This is a genomic window from Anabaena sp. UHCC 0399, assembly GCF_034931465.1.
Taxonomy (GTDB): domain Bacteria; phylum Cyanobacteriota; class Cyanobacteriia; order Cyanobacteriales; family Nostocaceae; genus Trichormus; species Trichormus minutissimus.
On the sequence record NZ_JAYGGZ010000010.1, the window covers coordinates 1 to 17,459 of the forward strand.

13 protein-coding genes are annotated in these 17,459 nt (G+C 41.1%); 6 read left to right on the plus strand and 7 right to left on the minus strand.

The genetic code is table 11. The annotated features are described in order from the left end of the window. The first annotated feature begins 123 nt into the window (after positions 1 to 123). Complete coding sequence (uvsE, locus tag VB693_RS07535; RefSeq protein ID WP_323265829.1) at positions 124 to 1,071, plus strand: UV DNA damage repair endonuclease UvsE; 948 nt, start codon at positions 124 to 126, stop codon at positions 1,069 to 1,071. A gap of 58 nt (positions 1,072 to 1,129) precedes the next feature. Beyond that, positions 1,130 to 2,728, plus strand: a complete 1,599-nt coding sequence (locus tag VB693_RS07540; RefSeq protein ID WP_323265713.1) for an Hsp70 family protein — start codon at positions 1,130 to 1,132, stop codon at positions 2,726 to 2,728. Between the two features lie 4 nt (positions 2,729 to 2,732). Here VB693_RS07540 and VB693_RS07545 read toward each other — a convergent pair whose 3' ends face one another. The 6 genes from VB693_RS07545 to VB693_RS07570 form a co-directional block, all read right to left on the minus strand. Continuing rightward, on the minus strand, positions 2,733 to 3,992 hold the full coding sequence (locus VB693_RS07545; protein ID WP_323265714.1) for a cation:proton antiporter: 1,260 nt from the start codon (positions 3,990 to 3,992) through the stop codon (positions 2,733 to 2,735). Between the two features lie 137 nt (positions 3,993 to 4,129). Continuing rightward, positions 4,130 to 4,954: a M90 family metallopeptidase gene (locus VB693_RS07550; RefSeq protein ID WP_323265715.1), complete on the minus strand. Its 825-nt coding sequence runs from the start codon at positions 4,952 to 4,954 to the stop codon at positions 4,130 to 4,132. A 183-nt stretch (positions 4,955 to 5,137) separates the two neighbouring features. Further along, positions 5,138 to 6,532 (minus strand): TldD/PmbA family protein, encoded by a 1,395-nt coding sequence (locus VB693_RS07555; protein WP_323265716.1) that lies wholly within the window; start codon positions 6,530 to 6,532, stop codon positions 5,138 to 5,140. Positions 6,533 to 6,746: 214 nt separating this feature from the next. Further along, positions 6,747 to 8,447 (minus strand): hypothetical protein, encoded by a 1,701-nt coding sequence (locus VB693_RS07560; RefSeq protein ID WP_323265717.1) that lies wholly within the window; start codon positions 8,445 to 8,447, stop codon positions 6,747 to 6,749. A gap of 143 nt (positions 8,448 to 8,590) precedes the next feature. After that, positions 8,591 to 9,004 (minus strand): hypothetical protein, encoded by a 414-nt coding sequence (locus VB693_RS07565; protein ID WP_323265718.1) that lies wholly within the window; start codon positions 9,002 to 9,004, stop codon positions 8,591 to 8,593. A gap of 49 nt (positions 9,005 to 9,053) precedes the next feature. Continuing rightward, complete coding sequence (locus VB693_RS07570) at positions 9,054 to 9,887, minus strand: FAD-binding domain-containing protein (RefSeq protein ID WP_323265719.1); 834 nt, start codon at positions 9,885 to 9,887, stop codon at positions 9,054 to 9,056. A 582-nt stretch (positions 9,888 to 10,469) separates the two neighbouring features. Here VB693_RS07570 and VB693_RS07575 point away from each other — a divergent pair. Continuing rightward, a complete protein-coding gene (locus tag VB693_RS07575; protein WP_323265720.1) occupies positions 10,470 to 11,135 on the plus strand; it encodes a general stress protein in 666 nt (221 codons plus the stop codon). A gap of 91 nt (positions 11,136 to 11,226) precedes the next feature. On the opposite strand, the gene VB693_RS07580 is transcribed toward VB693_RS07575, so the two are convergent. After that, positions 11,227 to 12,258 (minus strand): AI-2E family transporter, encoded by a 1,032-nt coding sequence (locus VB693_RS07580; protein ID WP_323265721.1) that lies wholly within the window; start codon positions 12,256 to 12,258, stop codon positions 11,227 to 11,229. A gap of 271 nt (positions 12,259 to 12,529) precedes the next feature. On the opposite strand from VB693_RS07580, the gene VB693_RS07585 reads away from it, so the two are divergent. The 3 genes from VB693_RS07585 (at position 12,530) to VB693_RS07595 (ending at position 17,336) form a co-directional block, all read left to right on the plus strand. Further along, complete coding sequence (locus tag VB693_RS07585; protein WP_323265722.1) at positions 12,530 to 13,816, plus strand: DUF389 domain-containing protein; 1,287 nt, start codon at positions 12,530 to 12,532, stop codon at positions 13,814 to 13,816. A gap of 245 nt (positions 13,817 to 14,061) precedes the next feature. Beyond that, entirely contained in the window at positions 14,062 to 14,895 is an 834-nt protein-coding gene (locus VB693_RS07590; RefSeq protein ID WP_416233374.1) for a hypothetical protein, read from the plus strand. A gap of 47 nt (positions 14,896 to 14,942) precedes the next feature. Beyond that, positions 14,943 to 17,336, plus strand: coding sequence for a TIM-barrel domain-containing protein (locus VB693_RS07595; protein ID WP_323265831.1), 2,394 nt, complete (start codon positions 14,943 to 14,945; stop codon positions 17,334 to 17,336). The last annotated feature ends 123 nt before the right edge of the window (positions 17,337 to 17,459 follow it).

Sequence of the window (17,459 nt, forward strand, 5' to 3'; positions counted from 1 at the left end):
AGAAAACGGGGGAGGATGTCAATTCACACTGTCAAAATTCCGACAAAATCAGGCTGGAGATACTCCACACTGACAAGACAAATTCAGTTAAATAAAAAGATGGTAAAAATAACAGATAAATCAATGCCTGTAACCCAGTTAAATAATTTGCCTAACACAGCAAAGTTAAACAAAAATGCTACGCCAGAATTAGGACTAGTTTGTATTACTGCGGATAAAAAAGTTCGCTTTCGGACAATGACACGCACACGCTACTTACAACTATCCCTGAGTCAGCGTGAAACTGCGTTGAAAGAAATCTATCAACATAACTTGCAACGGTTGCATGATGCCCTTTCCTTTTGTGAAGAGAACAAGATTCGCCTATATCGAATGTCTTCAGCCTTGTTTCCCCTCAATGATATGGAAGACGAAATTGGGGCAAATATTTTAGAAGCAATGAGTGCTGATTTAGAGAAAATCGGTCAAAAAGCCCAATCCTTGCACATCAGAATGGTACTACACCCAGATCAATATGTAGTGCTGAGTTCTGATTCTCCCGAAATAGTCCAAAACAGCATCAAAATCTTAGCCAGACACGCCCAAACCCTAGATTTATTAGGCTTACCTCGTTCACCTTGGTCATTGATGAATATTCATGGTGGCAAATCCCAACGTAGCGAACAACTAATCAAAGTCATCTCCGAATTACCAGCCAACATCAAAAACCGTTTAACACTAGAAAACGACGAATATGCCTACAGTGCCGACGAAATTTTAGCAGTATGCCAACAAGCTAACATCCCGATGGTATTTGATGCCCATCATCATATTTGCCACGAAAAACTAGACAGCTACAATCATCCCAGTGTAGATGCCATGTTTGACGCAGCTAGAGAAACCTGGACACAACCAGACTGGCAACTAGTACACATTTCCAACGGTGAACAAGCATTCAACGACAGAAAACACAGCGATTTAATCACCGCCATGCCCAACATTTACCACCAAGCCCCCTGGATAGAAATCGAAGCCAAACAAAAAGAAGTAGCAATTTCACATTTGCGCTCATGGTGGCTTATGGGACAATAGTTTCAACCTCAAACACTCTCTGCGCCTCTGCGCCTCTGCGTGAGAAAATCATAAGACTATGGCGATCGCAATCGATTTTGGTACAAGTAACACAGTCATTGCTCGTTGGAATCCCGTCACCCAACAGCCCGAAACCCTTACCCTCTCAGGCTTATCAATTCAACAAAGCCTCAACCCCCCATTAATTCCCAGCCTAGTGTACGTTGAAGATGCCAACCAAGGTAAAATCATTGTAGGGCAACAAGTACGCGATCGCGGTCTTGACCTCAAAAGCGACACCCGATTTTTCCGCAGCTTCAAACGAGGAATCGGTTCAGATATCCAAGGTTTCCTCCCAGAACTAGACGGACAAACCGTCACCTTTGAACAAGTAGGACAATGGTTTCTCACCCAAGTCATTCAACAACTCGCACCCCAAGAAGGCGGCTTAGATTCCCTAGTCTTAACCGTCCCAGTAGATAGCTTTGAAGCCTATCGCTATTGGCTAGGTAAAGTTTGCCAAGCCCTCCCCGTCGAACAAGTGCGGATGCTAGACGAACCCACAGCCGCCGCTTTAGGCTACGGTTTAGCCGAAGAAGAAAATCTCTTAGTCATTGATTTCGGTGGCGGGACTTTAGATTTATCCCTCGTCCAATTAAATAAAAGTAGCCAAGCCAACACCAAACCCGTAGGCTTTCTCCTCAAATGGGGTAATAAATCCCTAGCGGAAGACTCCAAACAAAAAGTCAAAACCGCCCGTGTATTAGCTAAAGCTGGGCAGAATTTAGGCGGTACAGATATTGATAATTGGTTAGTAGATTATTTTGCCAAAACCCAAGGATTAGCCGTCAGTCCCCTCACCATGCGACTAGCGGAGAAAGTCAAAATTCAGCTATCCAGCCAAAACCAAGCTAGCGAGGTGTATTTTGATGATGAAACCTTTGAAAGCTACGAACTGGAATTAAACCGCGACACCCTGGAAAATATCCTCAAAGAACACGCCTTTTTTGAGCAATTAGATGAGTCAATGACCAATCTATTGCAGCAAGCACGTCGCCAAGGAATTGAACTCTCGGATATTAACGCCGTTTTGTTAGTGGGTGGGACTGTGCAGTTACCAGCAGTGCAGACATGGGTGAGGCAGTATTTTGCACCCGAAAAGATTCGTTCCGAACGTCCCTTTGAAGCGATCGCCCAAGGCGCATTACAACTATCCCAAGGCGTAGAAATCAAAGATTTTCTCTACCATAGTTATGGTGTACGCTATTGGGATCGCCGTAACCAACGCCATAGTTGGCATCCCATTATTAAAGCTGGACAAGGCTACCCCATGAGTCAGCCAGTAGAGTTATTCTTAGGTGCTTCCCTAGAGAATCAACCCAGCATAGAGTTGATTATTGGGGAACTAGGGGCGGAAACAGGGGGTACAGAAGTGTATTTTGATGGCGATCGCTTAATTACTCGCCGCCTGGATAGTGGTGTCACCAGCGTCAAACCCTTGAATGATCAAGCAGGCGCAAGAACCATTGCTCAACTCACACCCGCAGGTTTTCCAGGGAGCGATCGTATTAAGATTATGTTTCAAGTTGATACACAAAGGTTTTTAAGAATCACCGTTGAGGATTTATTAACCAATGACACGCTGTTAGAAAATCAACTCGTAGCTCAGTTAAGTTAAGTAGTTACTGATTGGTAGTTTGAGACTGGTGCTTTCGATTTATGTATTCACCATAGAGCTTGGTTAAGGGAGTCGCACTTAAGCCTTGAGCAAGAATAGAAGCACAAATCATCAGGCTGCAAACTAACCAAACCTCGTATACTCTAACTTGCTGTACAGAATAACCAGCGTAAAAAATAGCAGCCACACCAATAGGGCCAAACCAGCCAACAAACAGATCTTCTTGAAGATTATGAATAGGACGAATGTAGCGATGGAGCAATAAAATTGCTGGTATTCTTCGTAAAAGCAATATGGCTACTACCAATAAAACTAAATTCCACCATCCCAAAGCTAACCATTCCCGCCAAGGGATAGTTAAGCCCAACAAAATAAAAATCGGTAAAGTAAAAAAGCGGTTAATTGCTTCTTGAATGTTGTCTTCCTCTGCTCTCTCTTTACCGCTAACAACATGACTAAAAGCCAAACCAGAAACAAATACAGCCAGAATTCCATCTGAGCCTAGTAACTTGGCAGCACCTAATACTGTCAAACTCAGAGCAATTGTGTAACTCAAAAAAGATTGCCGTTCAATTGTTCCTTTACGTTCAGCCCATTCTAAGAGATAACCAGCGATGTAACCAAACACTATGCCAAACAGAACAGCCATCCCAACTTCCCATAAAACGACATGAATCAACCAGTCAGATAGCACATCACCGGAAGAAGGCTTTAGCATCAGGATACACAACAATACAAAAGGATAAGCCAAGCCATCATTAGCACCTGACTCAGCCGAAATGATGTGTCGCAAACGTCCAGGAAGGTTATCTTCAGCTACAACACCTGTAACAATAGAAGTTGAGACAATGGGGTCAGTTGGTGTAATTGTCGCCCCAACTAACATCGCCTCCCAAAAAGGTATTTTTAAAATCCAATAGACGATTAAACCACTGATTACCCACATCATGGGCATGACCAATCCTAAAAGGATTGCCAAAGGTTGCCAATTACGGAAAACATAATTTTTAGGCAGTCGCAGGGCTACCCCCATCAAGCCAATCGCTAGCGTAAAACGGGCAGCTTCCTCTAACAGTTTTTCTTGTGCTATTCCCCAACCATTGGGATTCACTAATCCCAAACCGATAGGCCCCAGCAATAATCCCAATAGGAGAGCTGTTAAAGGGTCGCTAGTCCACCAATTTCGGCGGAAATAGTCAGATAACAGTCCCAGAAATAGAACGATCGCACCAATGGCTGTAACTACAATATTAAGTTCATCCAATTTCAGTCACCAAATGCTGATGGATTAAGGTTTTTTACTACTAGAGAATATTTTTAAGCGATCGCCATTCTGAATTACATCCATCTTGAGGAGAAAACTTGGAAAATGCAAATATGGCAATAGATATAACCTAATATTTAAATCCATTGCATAGGGTCTAGTTGGTAGTATTTTTTCAGTAGCTCATAAAGTGCTGGATGTAGTTGCAATAATTGCTGTGGCTTTTCAAAGAAAGTCTCAGTTGACACCGCAAAAAACTCTGCGGGATTTGTTGCGCCATAACTATCAATGACAGTCTCAACACCTTGCTGCACATCATGACAAAGTTGTTGATATTCTGCCGTCATTACCCTAGACCAAATCCCATAATCTAACTGACCTGACAAAATTGGCACACCTTCAGCTTTACCATCTTCTTGATCTAACTGATGAGCAAATTCATGCAGCACAACATTATGTCCATCTCTCCAGTTGTGAATATCTCCTTGTACCTGCTGCCAAGATAATATCAATTGGTCTTTAGTCCATGATTCACCTAATCTGGCATCACGTCTTTCTTCAACAATATAATTATCAATAGCAACAGTTTGATTAACAAAATATGTACCAGGATAAATCAAAATTGAACGCAATTTAGGAAAGTATTCACCGCGCTCATTCAGTAGTAGTAAACAGGCAACAGCAGCAATAGTGATTTTCATCTCTTCCGTTACCTGTAATCCTCCACAACCAATGAATTCTTTTTCTGCTAAGAAAACTTGCATATGTCCCTGAAGTCGTCGCCGTTCTGCCGGAGAGAGGCGTAGATAAATAGGTAAATTATTTTCAGCGATCGCATTCCACAAAGCAGGAAACATCCGCTTTTGCATACGGCTTCTGCGTTTTCTCTTCAAAACGGGACTGAGAAAAATGACAGCAATAATCAACCCAATAATTAGAAAAATAATAATTGCTTTAAACATTGCTTGTTAGTGCTGATTACTATCTATCTATAAAAATCAGATTTTTTGGAATACACATAGGAACTACATCTAGGTCTTGGTGGGCAAAGCCCACCAAAAATTACTGTAATTACGAATTACGTAAAGCCTGCGGCATAGCTGCGCTTAGAGCGTAGCGGGACGCAGTCCATTACGAATTACGAATTAAATATCTCCCCCCACTACTACATCTCGAATTCGTAAACTAGGGCCACCACAACCTACAGGTAAACCATTTTGCCCACCTTTGCCACAACCGCCGGATTCATCCCAGTAGAAATCATCGCCAATAGCTTCAATATCTGCCAAAGTTTGAAAAACATTACCCGAAAGCGTCACATCTTTGACTGGTTCAGCAATCTCACCATTTCTAATCATCCATGCCTCCCCCGCGCTAAAGGTGAACATTTCTCCATTCGTCATTCCACCCAGCCAATTGCGGGCGTATACTCCTTCTTTAATACCCGTAAATAAATCTGCAACTGGGGTTTTACCCCGTTCAATCCAAGTATTAGTCATGCGGACAATCGGGTTATAGTGATAATTGAGACAGCGAGCGTTACCTGTTGGGCTTTCCTCTAACTTGCCTGCGGTTTCACGGGAATGTAAACGACCAACTAAAATACCATCTTTAATCAGTTGAGTAGTAGTGGCTGGTGTCCCTTCATCATCATAAAAATAGCTACCGCGATGACCTTCTGGGGCTGCACCATCAAAAATTTGTAGTTCTTCCGGGCCAAATTGCCGTCCGATGGTCATGACTTCCAGTAAATCGGGGTTTTCGTAAGCCATATCAGCTTCCGAAAGATGCCCAAAAGCTTCGTGAACAAATAAGCCCGTCAGAATAGGGTCAATCACTACAGTGTAGGTATTTCCCTTGACTGTCGGTAAAGATAAGGCAGCAACAGCCCTTTGTGACGCACTTTTTACCTGTTCATCCAGATTCATTAAATCTTCGTAAGCTTTGCGAGAACCTGTAGTTTCCCTCCCAGTTTGGACAGTTTCGCCATTTCTGGCGGTGGCTGCAAAGCGCATTTCCATGTCTACCCAAGATTGATTGATGAGAGTCCCTTCTGAGGTAGCAAGGATAATTCTTTGGGAACTATCGCTATAACGAACCGAGGTAGTAGTGATGCGATAATCTTCAGCCTTTAATAGTTCAGTATAGCGATCGCACAATGCCTTTTTCTGCGAGAGGGTTACTTGACGCGGATCTTTCCCTGTCAATGGTAGAGTGCATACTGCTTGCACCGGGTCAATAGAAGCAAGTAAAGTTTCTTCATCACCTACCATCCGTGCAGCAGCCACTGCTTCCTCAATGCGTTCCTTAATAGTAGAAAGCTGATTAAAACTGCTTAACCCCCAGCCACCTTTATAACAAGCGCGGATATGTCCACCACTAGAGATTCCTTCACTAAGGGTTTCCACCTTGTCGCCACGTAACAAGATATCTGTCCCTTCTGATTCTTCTAAGCGAATCATCAAATAATCTACACGGGATGAGTAGCGGGCGATGAGGTCAAAAAGTAAATTTTGTGCGTCAGCAAGTGTAGTCAACATTTCTCGGTAGTCACCAGACAAACTGCATTTATTCTGCAATTATTTGGGTGATATTTGCTATTCATACCTAATTGCATTCAAAAATTTTAGTTTTGGCAGTGTAGGTTTTTAATAAAGTAATCAGTGATGACTGTAAAACTAACGGACGAATCATAGTTTCATCAACCCTTACACCCCTACACTGATAAAGAATACAACAAAGTAGAAATACTAGCTATGATTGCAACTTGGTATCAATAATACAGTCTGCCTTTAACAGCGTAAAATTTCCCGTCTCTAAAGCAGAACAATACTTTGTTAATCTTGCTAACGCTGGAGTAGTATTCTTAGACAAATTGCTAACAGCCTCAGTAAAGACTGGCTGAAAACTTTTCAACCAAGTTTTACTCGTGAGATACTCAACTTTAAAGGATGTACTTTCTACCAGCCAGAAATCGACTCCATATTTTTGAATTAGTTGTTTTGCTGGTGTTAAATTCTGGCTATATTGGGCATGAATCAAATCAATAGTGCGTTGGCGAATCTGAGAGTAGTAACCTAAATGGAAAGGCAAAGCATATTCTCTACCCACCAAAATAGGTCTTTGAGCAAAAGTTGGAATGTTATCTGCCTCATCTGCAAGAGTAGCAACTAGACTATCTTTGGGTTGCTGTTGTAAAAATTTGTACAATACTGATGCTGTAGATTGCCTATAATCGCTAGTAGGAAAGCGTCCCGAAAAGTTAGGGTACAACAACAGAACAATTACTAAAGTCACGGCTAATGCCGGTTGCCAAAGTTGGCGTTTTTTCCGATAAGTCTGGAATAACCAATCAAAGATAACAGTTAAGGTAATACCTGCGGCAATAGCCATCACTATTCGCAAAGTATGCACTGTGTAGCGAGTAGGAAAAAACAACTTGAGCAGGAAAGCATGGGCAGCAAAAAACAATATCAACGATACGATAATAATCTGTAGCAATATTTTGACTTCAGTATTAACAATTCTGACGAGAGGAAACTTGTCAAGTTTTCGTTGCACCATTGGAAAGAACAACCCCATCCAAATCAGAGGAGGCATTAATGGGGGCAAGATTCCACTATGTTGTCCAATCAACCAAAATTTCGCAGAATTATAGTCAAAAAAAGGATGTCGTCCTTCTGTCCACAGTTCTGGCATCATCCAAGCTTGAGTAGCAGTGACAACGGGGCTAAACTCAGATGAAGCTAAAATATAGGGTAACATCACTAGAAATGCTAATACCGCAATAGCAACTAGCAAAAAATAATTATGTCGTAACCGAATAAATAAAATGCCTAGACAAATAAATAATAGGGGAGGATAAAATAATCCAGACAGCATAATAATCAGGCAAATAATTAACCAAGAACTCCTAATTAGATAATAGAAAAATGCCAAAAGCAACGGATATACAAAAGACCTAGGTGTGGCAGAAACTAAGTCAGATTGAAACCAGAGACTTTGGTTGAGCAATAAGGTAGTAATAAATGCAGCCCCTGGTACTGGAAAAATTTTTAGAGATAAATAAAAACAATACATAGTAACAATCAAGCCCAAAAAGATGGGTAGAATTTTACTTAGCAAAAGTGGATTGATGCCTAAATTAGCCATCAGTTTATATAAAGTGGCATATCCTAATGGTGTAATCGATTGAAAATAATCTGCGATCAAATCATTGTGAAATAATTCTGGATCTACAAACTGTTGCATCCAAAATACATATTCTCGTGCATCATCTTGAGCAACATACTCAGTTTTGAAGGCTCTTTGTAGTCCCAAAATGCCATAAAATAAAGAAAATCCTAAACTCAGAGTTAAAGGCAATAAAATCAATCTCCAATGGCATTTATCACCAGAAGTAGAAGCAGGATTAATTGGTGCGGTGAAAAACTTATGCAGATACATTAAAAGCATTATTAATCATATAATTAAAGGTTTGTAGTAAGAACTTTAGTCCTGTCTTCCGGTAAGCAAGCATCATATACAAAAAATGGCTATTCGCGCAGCGTTCCCGTAGGGTAGTCCTGACTAAGAAATCAATTACAGAAAGTTGTTGCTTATTCAAAAACATACTTTTCCGCTACCTTCCAATAGCGGGAGAATCGCTTGAGGTCAATATGCCCATCGTAATCAAAGAATGGTTCAACTTCAAACACCTCTAGGTTTAAAGAACGCTCAATTTCATCGCAGATATCATTAAACCGAGGACTAGGGCTATCGGTTGTCGCTACCAATTCAGCATTATGTTCTTGAGCAAAAGCTAAAATTTCTTGCGCCACATTACCGCGACGAATTTTAACAGGTAACTCTAGCAAGCATTCATAAATAAAAGTCAGCCGTTTGAGGCTGAGTTGCCATTCTTCTATTAAAGCATCATCCCAAACCCAAATAGCCGGCGCATCCGGGTATGCTTGTAAAGCAGGGTTTTCAGGACTTAAACAGTCACCATGTATCCAAATAATTTTAGTCATTAGTTATTATTTTTCTGTCACCTGTCACCTGTCACCTGTCACCTATTCCCTACTTCCTGCCCTTTTGCCAACTTTGACTATTGGGTTTTTTGGTAAATTCGCCTTTGGGAAAAAGTCGCTGTTCTAATTCTTCATAGCTACCTTCAAAATCACAATGACCGTAGAGGGGACATTTTTGACAATACACTCCTTTGGTGTAGCGTTCTAAGTTTTCACGGTTGAAAAAATAAGGTTTATGACTGAAGGTGCTAACTACCCACTGCCAAGACATATTATTACTAGCAGGATCACCGTCTAATAGGTGTTCTAGAAACCATTTTGCACCTGCTTGCCAACGAATGCGCCGCCAATGGACAACGTAAGCTGCTAACCACATCCGCATATGGTTATGTAGGTAGCCAGTCTCTCGTAGTTCTTGGCTGAAGTTGTCTATGCAAACTAAGCCTGTAGTACCTTCTTTGATATTTTGGGGTAACTCTACTGCGTATTCGGCTATGGTGTAGCCGGTTTTGTATTCTTCTTGGTCTTGCCAAATGTTATTTCCTAGCTTGACATATAATCTTTGCCAATAGTCTCGCCAACCCAACTCGTTAATCAGTTTGGTTGCATCATCACGGTGTTGGATGTTATTAAGTACATAATCACGAATTTCTCGCAGGCTTAAAACGCCATAACGAATGTAGGGCGAAAGTTTGGTTACATCGCCTGTTAAAAAATTGCGTGTTTTGGCGTAGGATGCTGGGGTGATTTTTTGTAAGGCTTGTTCGGCTGCTTTCCTTCCTCCCAACGTGTTGCTAACATGATCATCACGTTCTGCGGCTTGGGGGAATTGTTCCCGTAGATAAGTTATTAATTCATCTCGACTAGCAAATTCACGCTGCATAAGTTACTCATTTACAATGTTAATGCCGTGATGGTAATCTTAATTCCTCACTTGGCTATATTAATACCACGACGGTAATCTTAATTCCTCACTCGGCTATGTTAATCCCACGATGGTAATGTTAATTCCTCACTCAGCTATGTTGATGCCGTGACGGCAATGTTAATTCCTGACTTGGCTATGTTAATTCTTATTTGAATTCGCTGTCAGATGTAGATGTAGTTTGGTGAAGCAAAGCGTAACCCAACATTTATCTTGGTGTTTGGTGTCGCGTAGACGCAACCCGCTGCAAGTATCGTTCTACCCACGCTACAATTTTTTGTTGATAAGTTGTTTGGAAAGTGGTTGGCTGTGATTTTAAGTATTTATCGATACCCCCTAACCCCCAAAGGGGGGAATAGATTCAAAGTCCCCCTTTTTGGGGATCTGGAAGTATTTGATACATCACTAAAAACTTTTTAAACCTCCTCTGAACAAGCAATTTTTTTAACCAAAGATATAGTGTTAGCTAAACCCATAGATTGATGAAGAGATGAGTAGCAACAGCGAGACTGGAGAGTAGAATTAATATCAAGTAGCAAAATGGTATCTCAACAATCTCGACAATATCAACGTGCAATTGGCACATTTAGAAACAAACAAGAAGCGGAACGAGCGTTACACGAATTAAAAAACTCTGGTTTTTCAATGGATCGGGTTTCTATCCTGGCAAAAAATACCGATCGCAACGAGCAAATAGCTGGTGCTGAAGTCAGAGATCGTGGTGATACAGAGGCTCAAGAAGGTGCTGGTATTGGTGCAACGACAGGAGCGGTCTTGGGTGGACTTGGTGGATTACTCGTTGGTTTGGAAGCTTTATTAATCCCAGGAGTAGGGCCGTTTCTCGCCGCCGGGACAATCGCCACTACCTTAGCTGGTGCTGGTATTGGTGCAGCCGCCGGTGGTATTGTGGGAGCATTGACTGGCATGGGTATCCCGGAAGAAGACGCAAGAAATTATAGCGATCGCGTTTCTCAAGGTGAATACTTAGTCATTATCGAAGGTACAGAAGCAGAAGTTGAACACGCTGAGAGAATTTTAAGAGATCGCGGTATTCGCAATTGGCAAGTACACAACATCAGCGATACTCGTGGTTATAGCACCGAAGTAGCACCTACAGCTACTCAGCGAGATATAGACACATATCCTGGAACAGTACCCGACAGCGATGCAGTGGAAATTATTGATAAGCGCGATCGTTTAAGATAATTTCAATTGCCAAAAGTAGCTACAAACCCCGGTTTCTTGGAGAAACCGGGGTTTTAAAAATAAAATGACTTTCAACTTCCGCGTAGAAGTTCTAGCTACTATGATTTTTCCAATTATTTAGTATATCTTTCACTAAAACTTCCTGTATCCAAATTTGTAAAACAATCACCAACGGCACAGCCAAAAATACACCTAAAAAGCCGAAAAATGTCCCAAAAATAACTACAGATAATAAAGTAACTGCGGGTAGGAGTGATACTTGAGTTTTCATTACCCAAGGCACTATAATCAGACTTTCAACTTGCTGAATAATAAAATATAAAACTACTACTGCAACGGCTTTCCAAGGAGAATCAGCTAAAGCTAGCAAAGCAGGCGGAAACACACTCAATGTAGGGCCAACATTGGGGATAAACTCTAATAATCCTGCCAAAATAGCATTAATTAATGCTAGTGGTACACCCAAAATTGACAATCCAATATAGCTCAAAATACTAATTAGCAACATAGTCAATAATGTGCCTTTTATCCAACCAGTTAAAGATGTTGCACATTTATTTAAAATAATATTAATTCGCTGACGATAAAATGCAGGAAATAATAATATAAAACCTCTACGATAATGCTTAGGATGTGCCATTAGCATGACAGTTAATGCAAGTAACAGCAGCAATCCTAAAATAATAGTCAGGGAACTACTGATTAAAAAGAAAAAGTTATTAAATAGCCGATTTAACCAAAGCTGTAAATTTTGAGTCAGATATCTCAAATTACGAATATTCTCTAATACATCATTGGGAATGACTTTGATTAACCAATTATTCCACAACCTGATTCTATCTAATGCCATTGGTATCAGGTTGCTCAATTGTTGTAATTGCTCAATAATCTGAGGTACGATGATAATAAAAAAGCCAAATATGATAAATAATAAAAGACTAATTGTTATGAATATAGCAATACTCCTTTTTACCCGGAGTCTTTGTAAAAAGGTAACAAAATTATTTAAAATTGTTGCTAAAACTATAGAAGCAAATACTATTAAAAGTATTTGGCGAATTTGCCAAATGATATAAAAAGATATAATGAATAGAAATATTCCAATCCATTGACCAAAATGCACAATTACGTCTCCCTAATCTAATGTAATAAACTAAGCGATTGTGCTGACTTGAGCAGTTAAATATTACTGTTTATTGCTTTATGAAAAAGCTTCACCAAGAGAGATTTTTAGGACAAAAGTATTCACCTTTAGGAATAATTGCGAAAGTAATTTTTTCTACTGTAACCATATAAAGTCAATTGAAATTCATTGGCTAATTTAATAAAAAATACTTCCCTAGCTAGAGAGCGATCGCACAAACAATGTGAGAGCGTTAGGTACAGGAGGATATATGCGACAACTAATTATCCAAGTGCCACGGGGATTTGGTGGTGATGTTCTGGACATTGCTCAATCTCTGGAGGGACAGAACCTCGCACAATTTGCAGGCAATAACAGTGAAGAACCCATTGATGTGGTGATGGTTCATGTTTCCAATCGCCGAGTAGATGAGCTGTTTGCTAAGTTGCAAAACCTTCCTAAAGTACATATTACGCTCCTTCCTTCTGGAGTGATGCCTCTGCGTCCACCTGCATCAGAAGCACCCCAACAAGTCAAAGATGTAGAAGCACGCAGCTCCATAGAAGTTTTTCTAGCTGGTTTACAAAGTGTTGGCTCTTGGCAGGGTTTTCTCGGTTATGCAGTAGTAGCCGGGATAGTAGTTTGGATTGGCTTGTATACCAATACAGTGTTCTTGCTGGTAGCCGCCATGCTGATTGCTCCGTTTGCTGGCCCCGCCATGAATACAGCTATTGCTACCGCGCGGGGTGATTGGCAATTACTCTGGCGTAGTCTTGTGCGTTATTTTTCCGCCTTAGCCGTCACCATTTTGACTACTTGGTTACTTAGCCTAATTCTGCAACAAGAAATTGCGACTAGTCTGATGATTGAACGTAGTCAGCTTTCAGCCGTGGCTGTATTTCTACCATTAGCAGCTGGTGCAGCCGGAGCGTTGAACTTGGTACAGTCTGAGCAAAATAGCTTGGTATCAGGGGCGGCAACAGGTATGTTAGTTGCTGCTTCCCTCGCGCCACCAACAGGAATTGTGGGTATGGCTAGTGCGATTGGTCGCTGGGACATGGTGACTGATTCCATGTTTTTGTTATTTCTGCAACTATGTGGCATTAATTTATCAGCTTCTCTGTTATTTAGAATGTTTGGGTTGTCTACTCAAGGAAGCCGCTACCAACGTGGCAACAAAAATATATTTCGTAGTGGTTTAATAGTCACTATTATTGCGCTTTGTGTTCTTTTGACTGTACAGTTTATTAATTCTCCCAGTTTGCAACGCTCTACTATTGCTCAAAGAGCTAATTCTGAACTGCAAGAAGTAGTCAAGCAGATAAATGTAGCTCAATTAGTTGAATCTAATGTTCGCTTCACTCGCCCTAATATCAAAGGTCAAGATACATTACTTTGCGTTGTTTATGTGCAACGTAGACAAGGAGTTACAGAACCTGCTGCGGCTATTCGTTCTCGACTTACCCAAGCTATTCAAAAAAGATTACTTCAAGAAGACTTTAACTTCACGCCTCTAGTAGATGTGATTGTGCTAGAGCAACCAGAAAGTAATTCGTAATTCGTAATTACTTTTTGTAAATAGTAGTCTCCACATGAGGATTTAGAGGTGATATCTATCTTTGTATATATTTAGTTACCTATAAATATATACATGATTAGACCCAATTAATTTATCAAAAGGTAGAAGAAAATACAAGCATTTTTTATTAGAATACTTAGCATAACTATTGCATATTTATTAATCTACTTAATTTTTAATTAATTTTTTCTGCATTGTTCAAACAAGTTAGGAGACAATCCATAGTGAATTTTGAGATAAATAACACTAGATACTATGGTCAAATTACTCAACAGAAACACCAAAGGCGCATGGCGATCGCTTCAACAATCATGGCTGTATTACTTTCTGCTTGCACCTATGAAACACCACAAGTAACCGCTCCCATTCCACCAGGAAATGTTGTGAGTGAGGAAGTCAAAGAGAGAACTGACCAACTAATTGGTCAAACTGTGACTATTAGAAGTCAACCGCTTAGATTAATTAGTCCCACAAGCTTTACAGTTACAGATCCCGAATTATTTGGCAGTCAAACTATTCTAGTTGTTAATGCCACAGGTGAAGCTTTTAATCTGCCAGAAGTGCAGAATATCCCAATTCAAGTCACGGGACAAGTTCGCCGATTTGCTCTGTCAGATATTAATCGCGATTACAAATTAGACTTACAGTCAGATTTGTATGGAGATTACGAAAATCGACCTGTAATTATTGCCCAATCCTTAGCACTAGCACCCCAACCAGGTGATATAACTACTAACCCCACTCCGTACTATGGCAAAGAAATAGCAGTAACAGGGGAAGTGGAAAATATCAGAAATCAAACTTCATTTACCTTAGATGAAGATAAGTTGTTAGGTAGCCAAGATTTGTTGGTATTAAACGCAAAGCCAACACCAACGGTTAATGAAGGTGAAAAGGTAGCTGTCACAGGTGTGCTACGTCCCTTTATCGTTGCTGAATTAGAGAGGGAATATAACCTCACTTGGGACTTGGATTTACGCAAACAGCTAGAAGCCGAGTACCGTAACAAACCTGTATTAGTGGCGACGGAAGTTTATCCCTCCGCGATTCCACAATAAAGGTAAAAATCTTTCAAGAAACACGGGTGACAGGTGGCAAGAAAGATATGGAATTCTGGAAAAAACTTCTACTGAACTTCCGCCCGATTAAACTGCGCCGCTTTTTGGGGTCGCTATTCTATCCGATGAAACGGGACTTATTAGAGAGGCAGTTTCTCCTTTCCCAACAGGTGTTTGCAGAAATTGGTAATATCTTTAAGGCTGAAACTATACCGGGAGGGGCAAAATTTTATTTTGAAAAGGTAGAACTAGAAATCTGCTTTTTGGCTGCTGACTTTGTGCGTGTGAATTGGCAACCTGGAGTAGAACCAATTCCTTATGCTATGGCTGGTCAAGATTGGCCGGAAATCAAGGTAGAATTTCAGTCAATGAGCGATCGCTGGATTATAACTAGTCCAGCATTACGAGCCATTGTTAACATCGATGGTAGCCTTACCTGGCAAAATCACCAAAGCGAAATAATCCGCGAAGAACTACCTCCCCAACTTAAAACTGCTGGTTGGTTACATCAAGCCAAACTTCGTTCTGAAGAACATATCTATGGATTAGGTGAACGCGCTGCACCCCTCAACCTGCGTACACCCCAAAGCTACCTGATGTGGAACTATGATGCTGGGGGTAGATATGGAATAGGCACAGACCCCCTATATCTGTGCATTCCCCTCTACATAGGTTTACATGAGTTTGGTAGTTACTTGATTTTCTACGAAAATAGTTATAAAGCGACATTTAGCTTCAACGGTTTCGCCGCCGCCGACTTTGAAGGGGGAGCATTGCGGTATTACTTTAGTATCGGTTCGCCAGCGCAACTATTAGACCGCTACACACAATTAACTGGTCGTCCGGCTTTACCACCCCGTTGGGTATTGGGCTATCATCAATCACGCTGGGGTTACGAAACAGAACAAGCAGTCCGAGAAGTTGCTGAGGGATTTAAGACACATAATTTACCCCTCACTGCTATTCATTTAGATATTGACTGCCAAGAAGGATTTCGCGCCTTTACCATTGATCCTGATCGCTTTCCCAAGTTAACTGATTTTAACCAAGAATTAGTAGAGCGGGGAGTGCATTTAATTGCGATCATTAATCCTGGCGTGAAAGCTGACCGTAGAAGTGAATTATTTGAAGAAGGGCGATCGCAAGAAGTATTTTGTAAATCAACCAATGGTAAACTAATCATTGCCCCTGTCTGGCCTGGATTGTGTGCTTTTCCCGATTTTACCAACCCCCAAGCGCGTCACTGGTGGAGTCGTCAGTATGAATATCTCCTCGATTTAGGCTTTACTGGTTTTTGGCATGACATGAATGAACCGGGGATATTTGTCCTCTGGGGAGACCCTTCCTTACCGCCACATTCTACCCGGCATTTTCTGGAAGGTAGAGGCGGCAATCATTTGGAGGCGCATAATGTATATGGGTTACTGCAAGCTGAGGCTGCCTATGAGGCTTTAAAAGAGTACAAACCAGAACATCGTCCTTTCATTGTCTCCCGTGCAGGTTGGGCAGGTTTACAACGTTACGCCTGGACTTGGACAGGAGATATAGAAACCAGTTGGTCAGGACTACGTGTAACAATTGCCACAGTTTTAAATTTAGGACTATCAGGTATTCCTTACAGTGGTGCTGATATAGGAGGATTTAAGGGCGATCCTAGCGCAGAACTATACTTGCGTTGGTTTCAGATGTCATGTTTTTTACCATTTTTTCGTACCCATAGTGCCAATAACGTCAAACCCCGTACACCTTGGAGTTTTGGCGAACCAACGCTGAGTATAGCCAGAGATTTTTTATGGTTGCGCGATCGCCTCATACCCTATCTTTATACCTTAACTTGGGAAACCAACCAAACCGGTCATCCCCTGGTGCGTCCCTTATTTTGGTCTGACAGCAATAACCCCCAACTTTGGGATGTGGAAGATGCTTTTTACTTGGGTAATGCGCTGTTAGTTGCTCCCATTGTCGAGGAAGGTGCAACTTCACGCTCAATCATTTTACCTCAAGGACATTGGTATCATTTTTGGGATGATGCCTTATTAGCAGGGGGAAATCAAATTGACATCGCCGCACCCATAGAACAAATCCCTGTATTTATCAAGGCGGGTAGTGTGTTACCAATGGCAGAAAATCAACAACTCGTCCTGCATATTTATCCCCCTGTAACTGGAGTTGGTGGGGGTAGAGTATATAGTGACGCTGGTGATGGCTATGGTGCTTGGCGATTAGATGAATTTTATCTGCAACGGCACGATAATAGTTTACAACTTACCTGGAGAAAGCAAGGAAATTACCCTTTCCCTGATCAAAAAGTTCAACTCTACTTTCACGGTTCAAACGTGCAGAAAGTTTGGGTAGATACTCAAGAAGTTCCTTGTCAAAACAATCGTTTGGAACTTGAACAATTTCAGCAAATTAGCTACCAACTTCTTGCAGAGGATTAATTACTTGGCATCACCACTCTACACATACTGAGATTTTTAAGCGCAAGCTACGCCAACAAAAATAAAATCGGATTCCTATAGAAATGTAACTTTTGACTTTTAATACAAACTTTATCTGTGAAG

Coding starts and splice junctions, on each gene's coding strand:
- uvsE (WP_323265829.1), top strand. CDS start 124: ATGCCTGTAACCCAGTTAAATAATTTGCCTAACACAGCAAAGTTAAAC.
- VB693_RS07540 (WP_323265713.1), top strand. CDS start 1,130: ATGGCGATCGCAATCGATTTTGGTACAAGTAACACAGTCATTGCTCGT.
- VB693_RS07550 (WP_323265715.1), bottom strand. CDS start 4,954: ATGTTTAAAGCAATTATTATTTTTCTAATTATTGGGTTGATTATTGCT.
- VB693_RS07555 (WP_323265716.1), bottom strand. CDS start 6,532: ATGTTGACTACACTTGCTGACGCACAAAATTTACTTTTTGACCTCATC.
- VB693_RS07560 (WP_323265717.1), bottom strand. CDS start 8,447: ATGCTTTTAATGTATCTGCATAAGTTTTTCACCGCACCAATTAATCCT.
- VB693_RS07565 (WP_323265718.1), bottom strand. CDS start 9,004: ATGACTAAAATTATTTGGATACATGGTGACTGTTTAAGTCCTGAAAAC.
- VB693_RS07570 (WP_323265719.1), bottom strand. CDS start 9,887: ATGCAGCGTGAATTTGCTAGTCGAGATGAATTAATAACTTATCTACGG.
- VB693_RS07575 (WP_323265720.1), top strand. CDS start 10,470: ATGGTATCTCAACAATCTCGACAATATCAACGTGCAATTGGCACATTT.
- VB693_RS07585 (WP_323265722.1), top strand. CDS start 12,530: ATGCGACAACTAATTATCCAAGTGCCACGGGGATTTGGTGGTGATGTT.
- VB693_RS07595 (WP_323265831.1), top strand. CDS start 14,943: ATGGAATTCTGGAAAAAACTTCTACTGAACTTCCGCCCGATTAAACTG.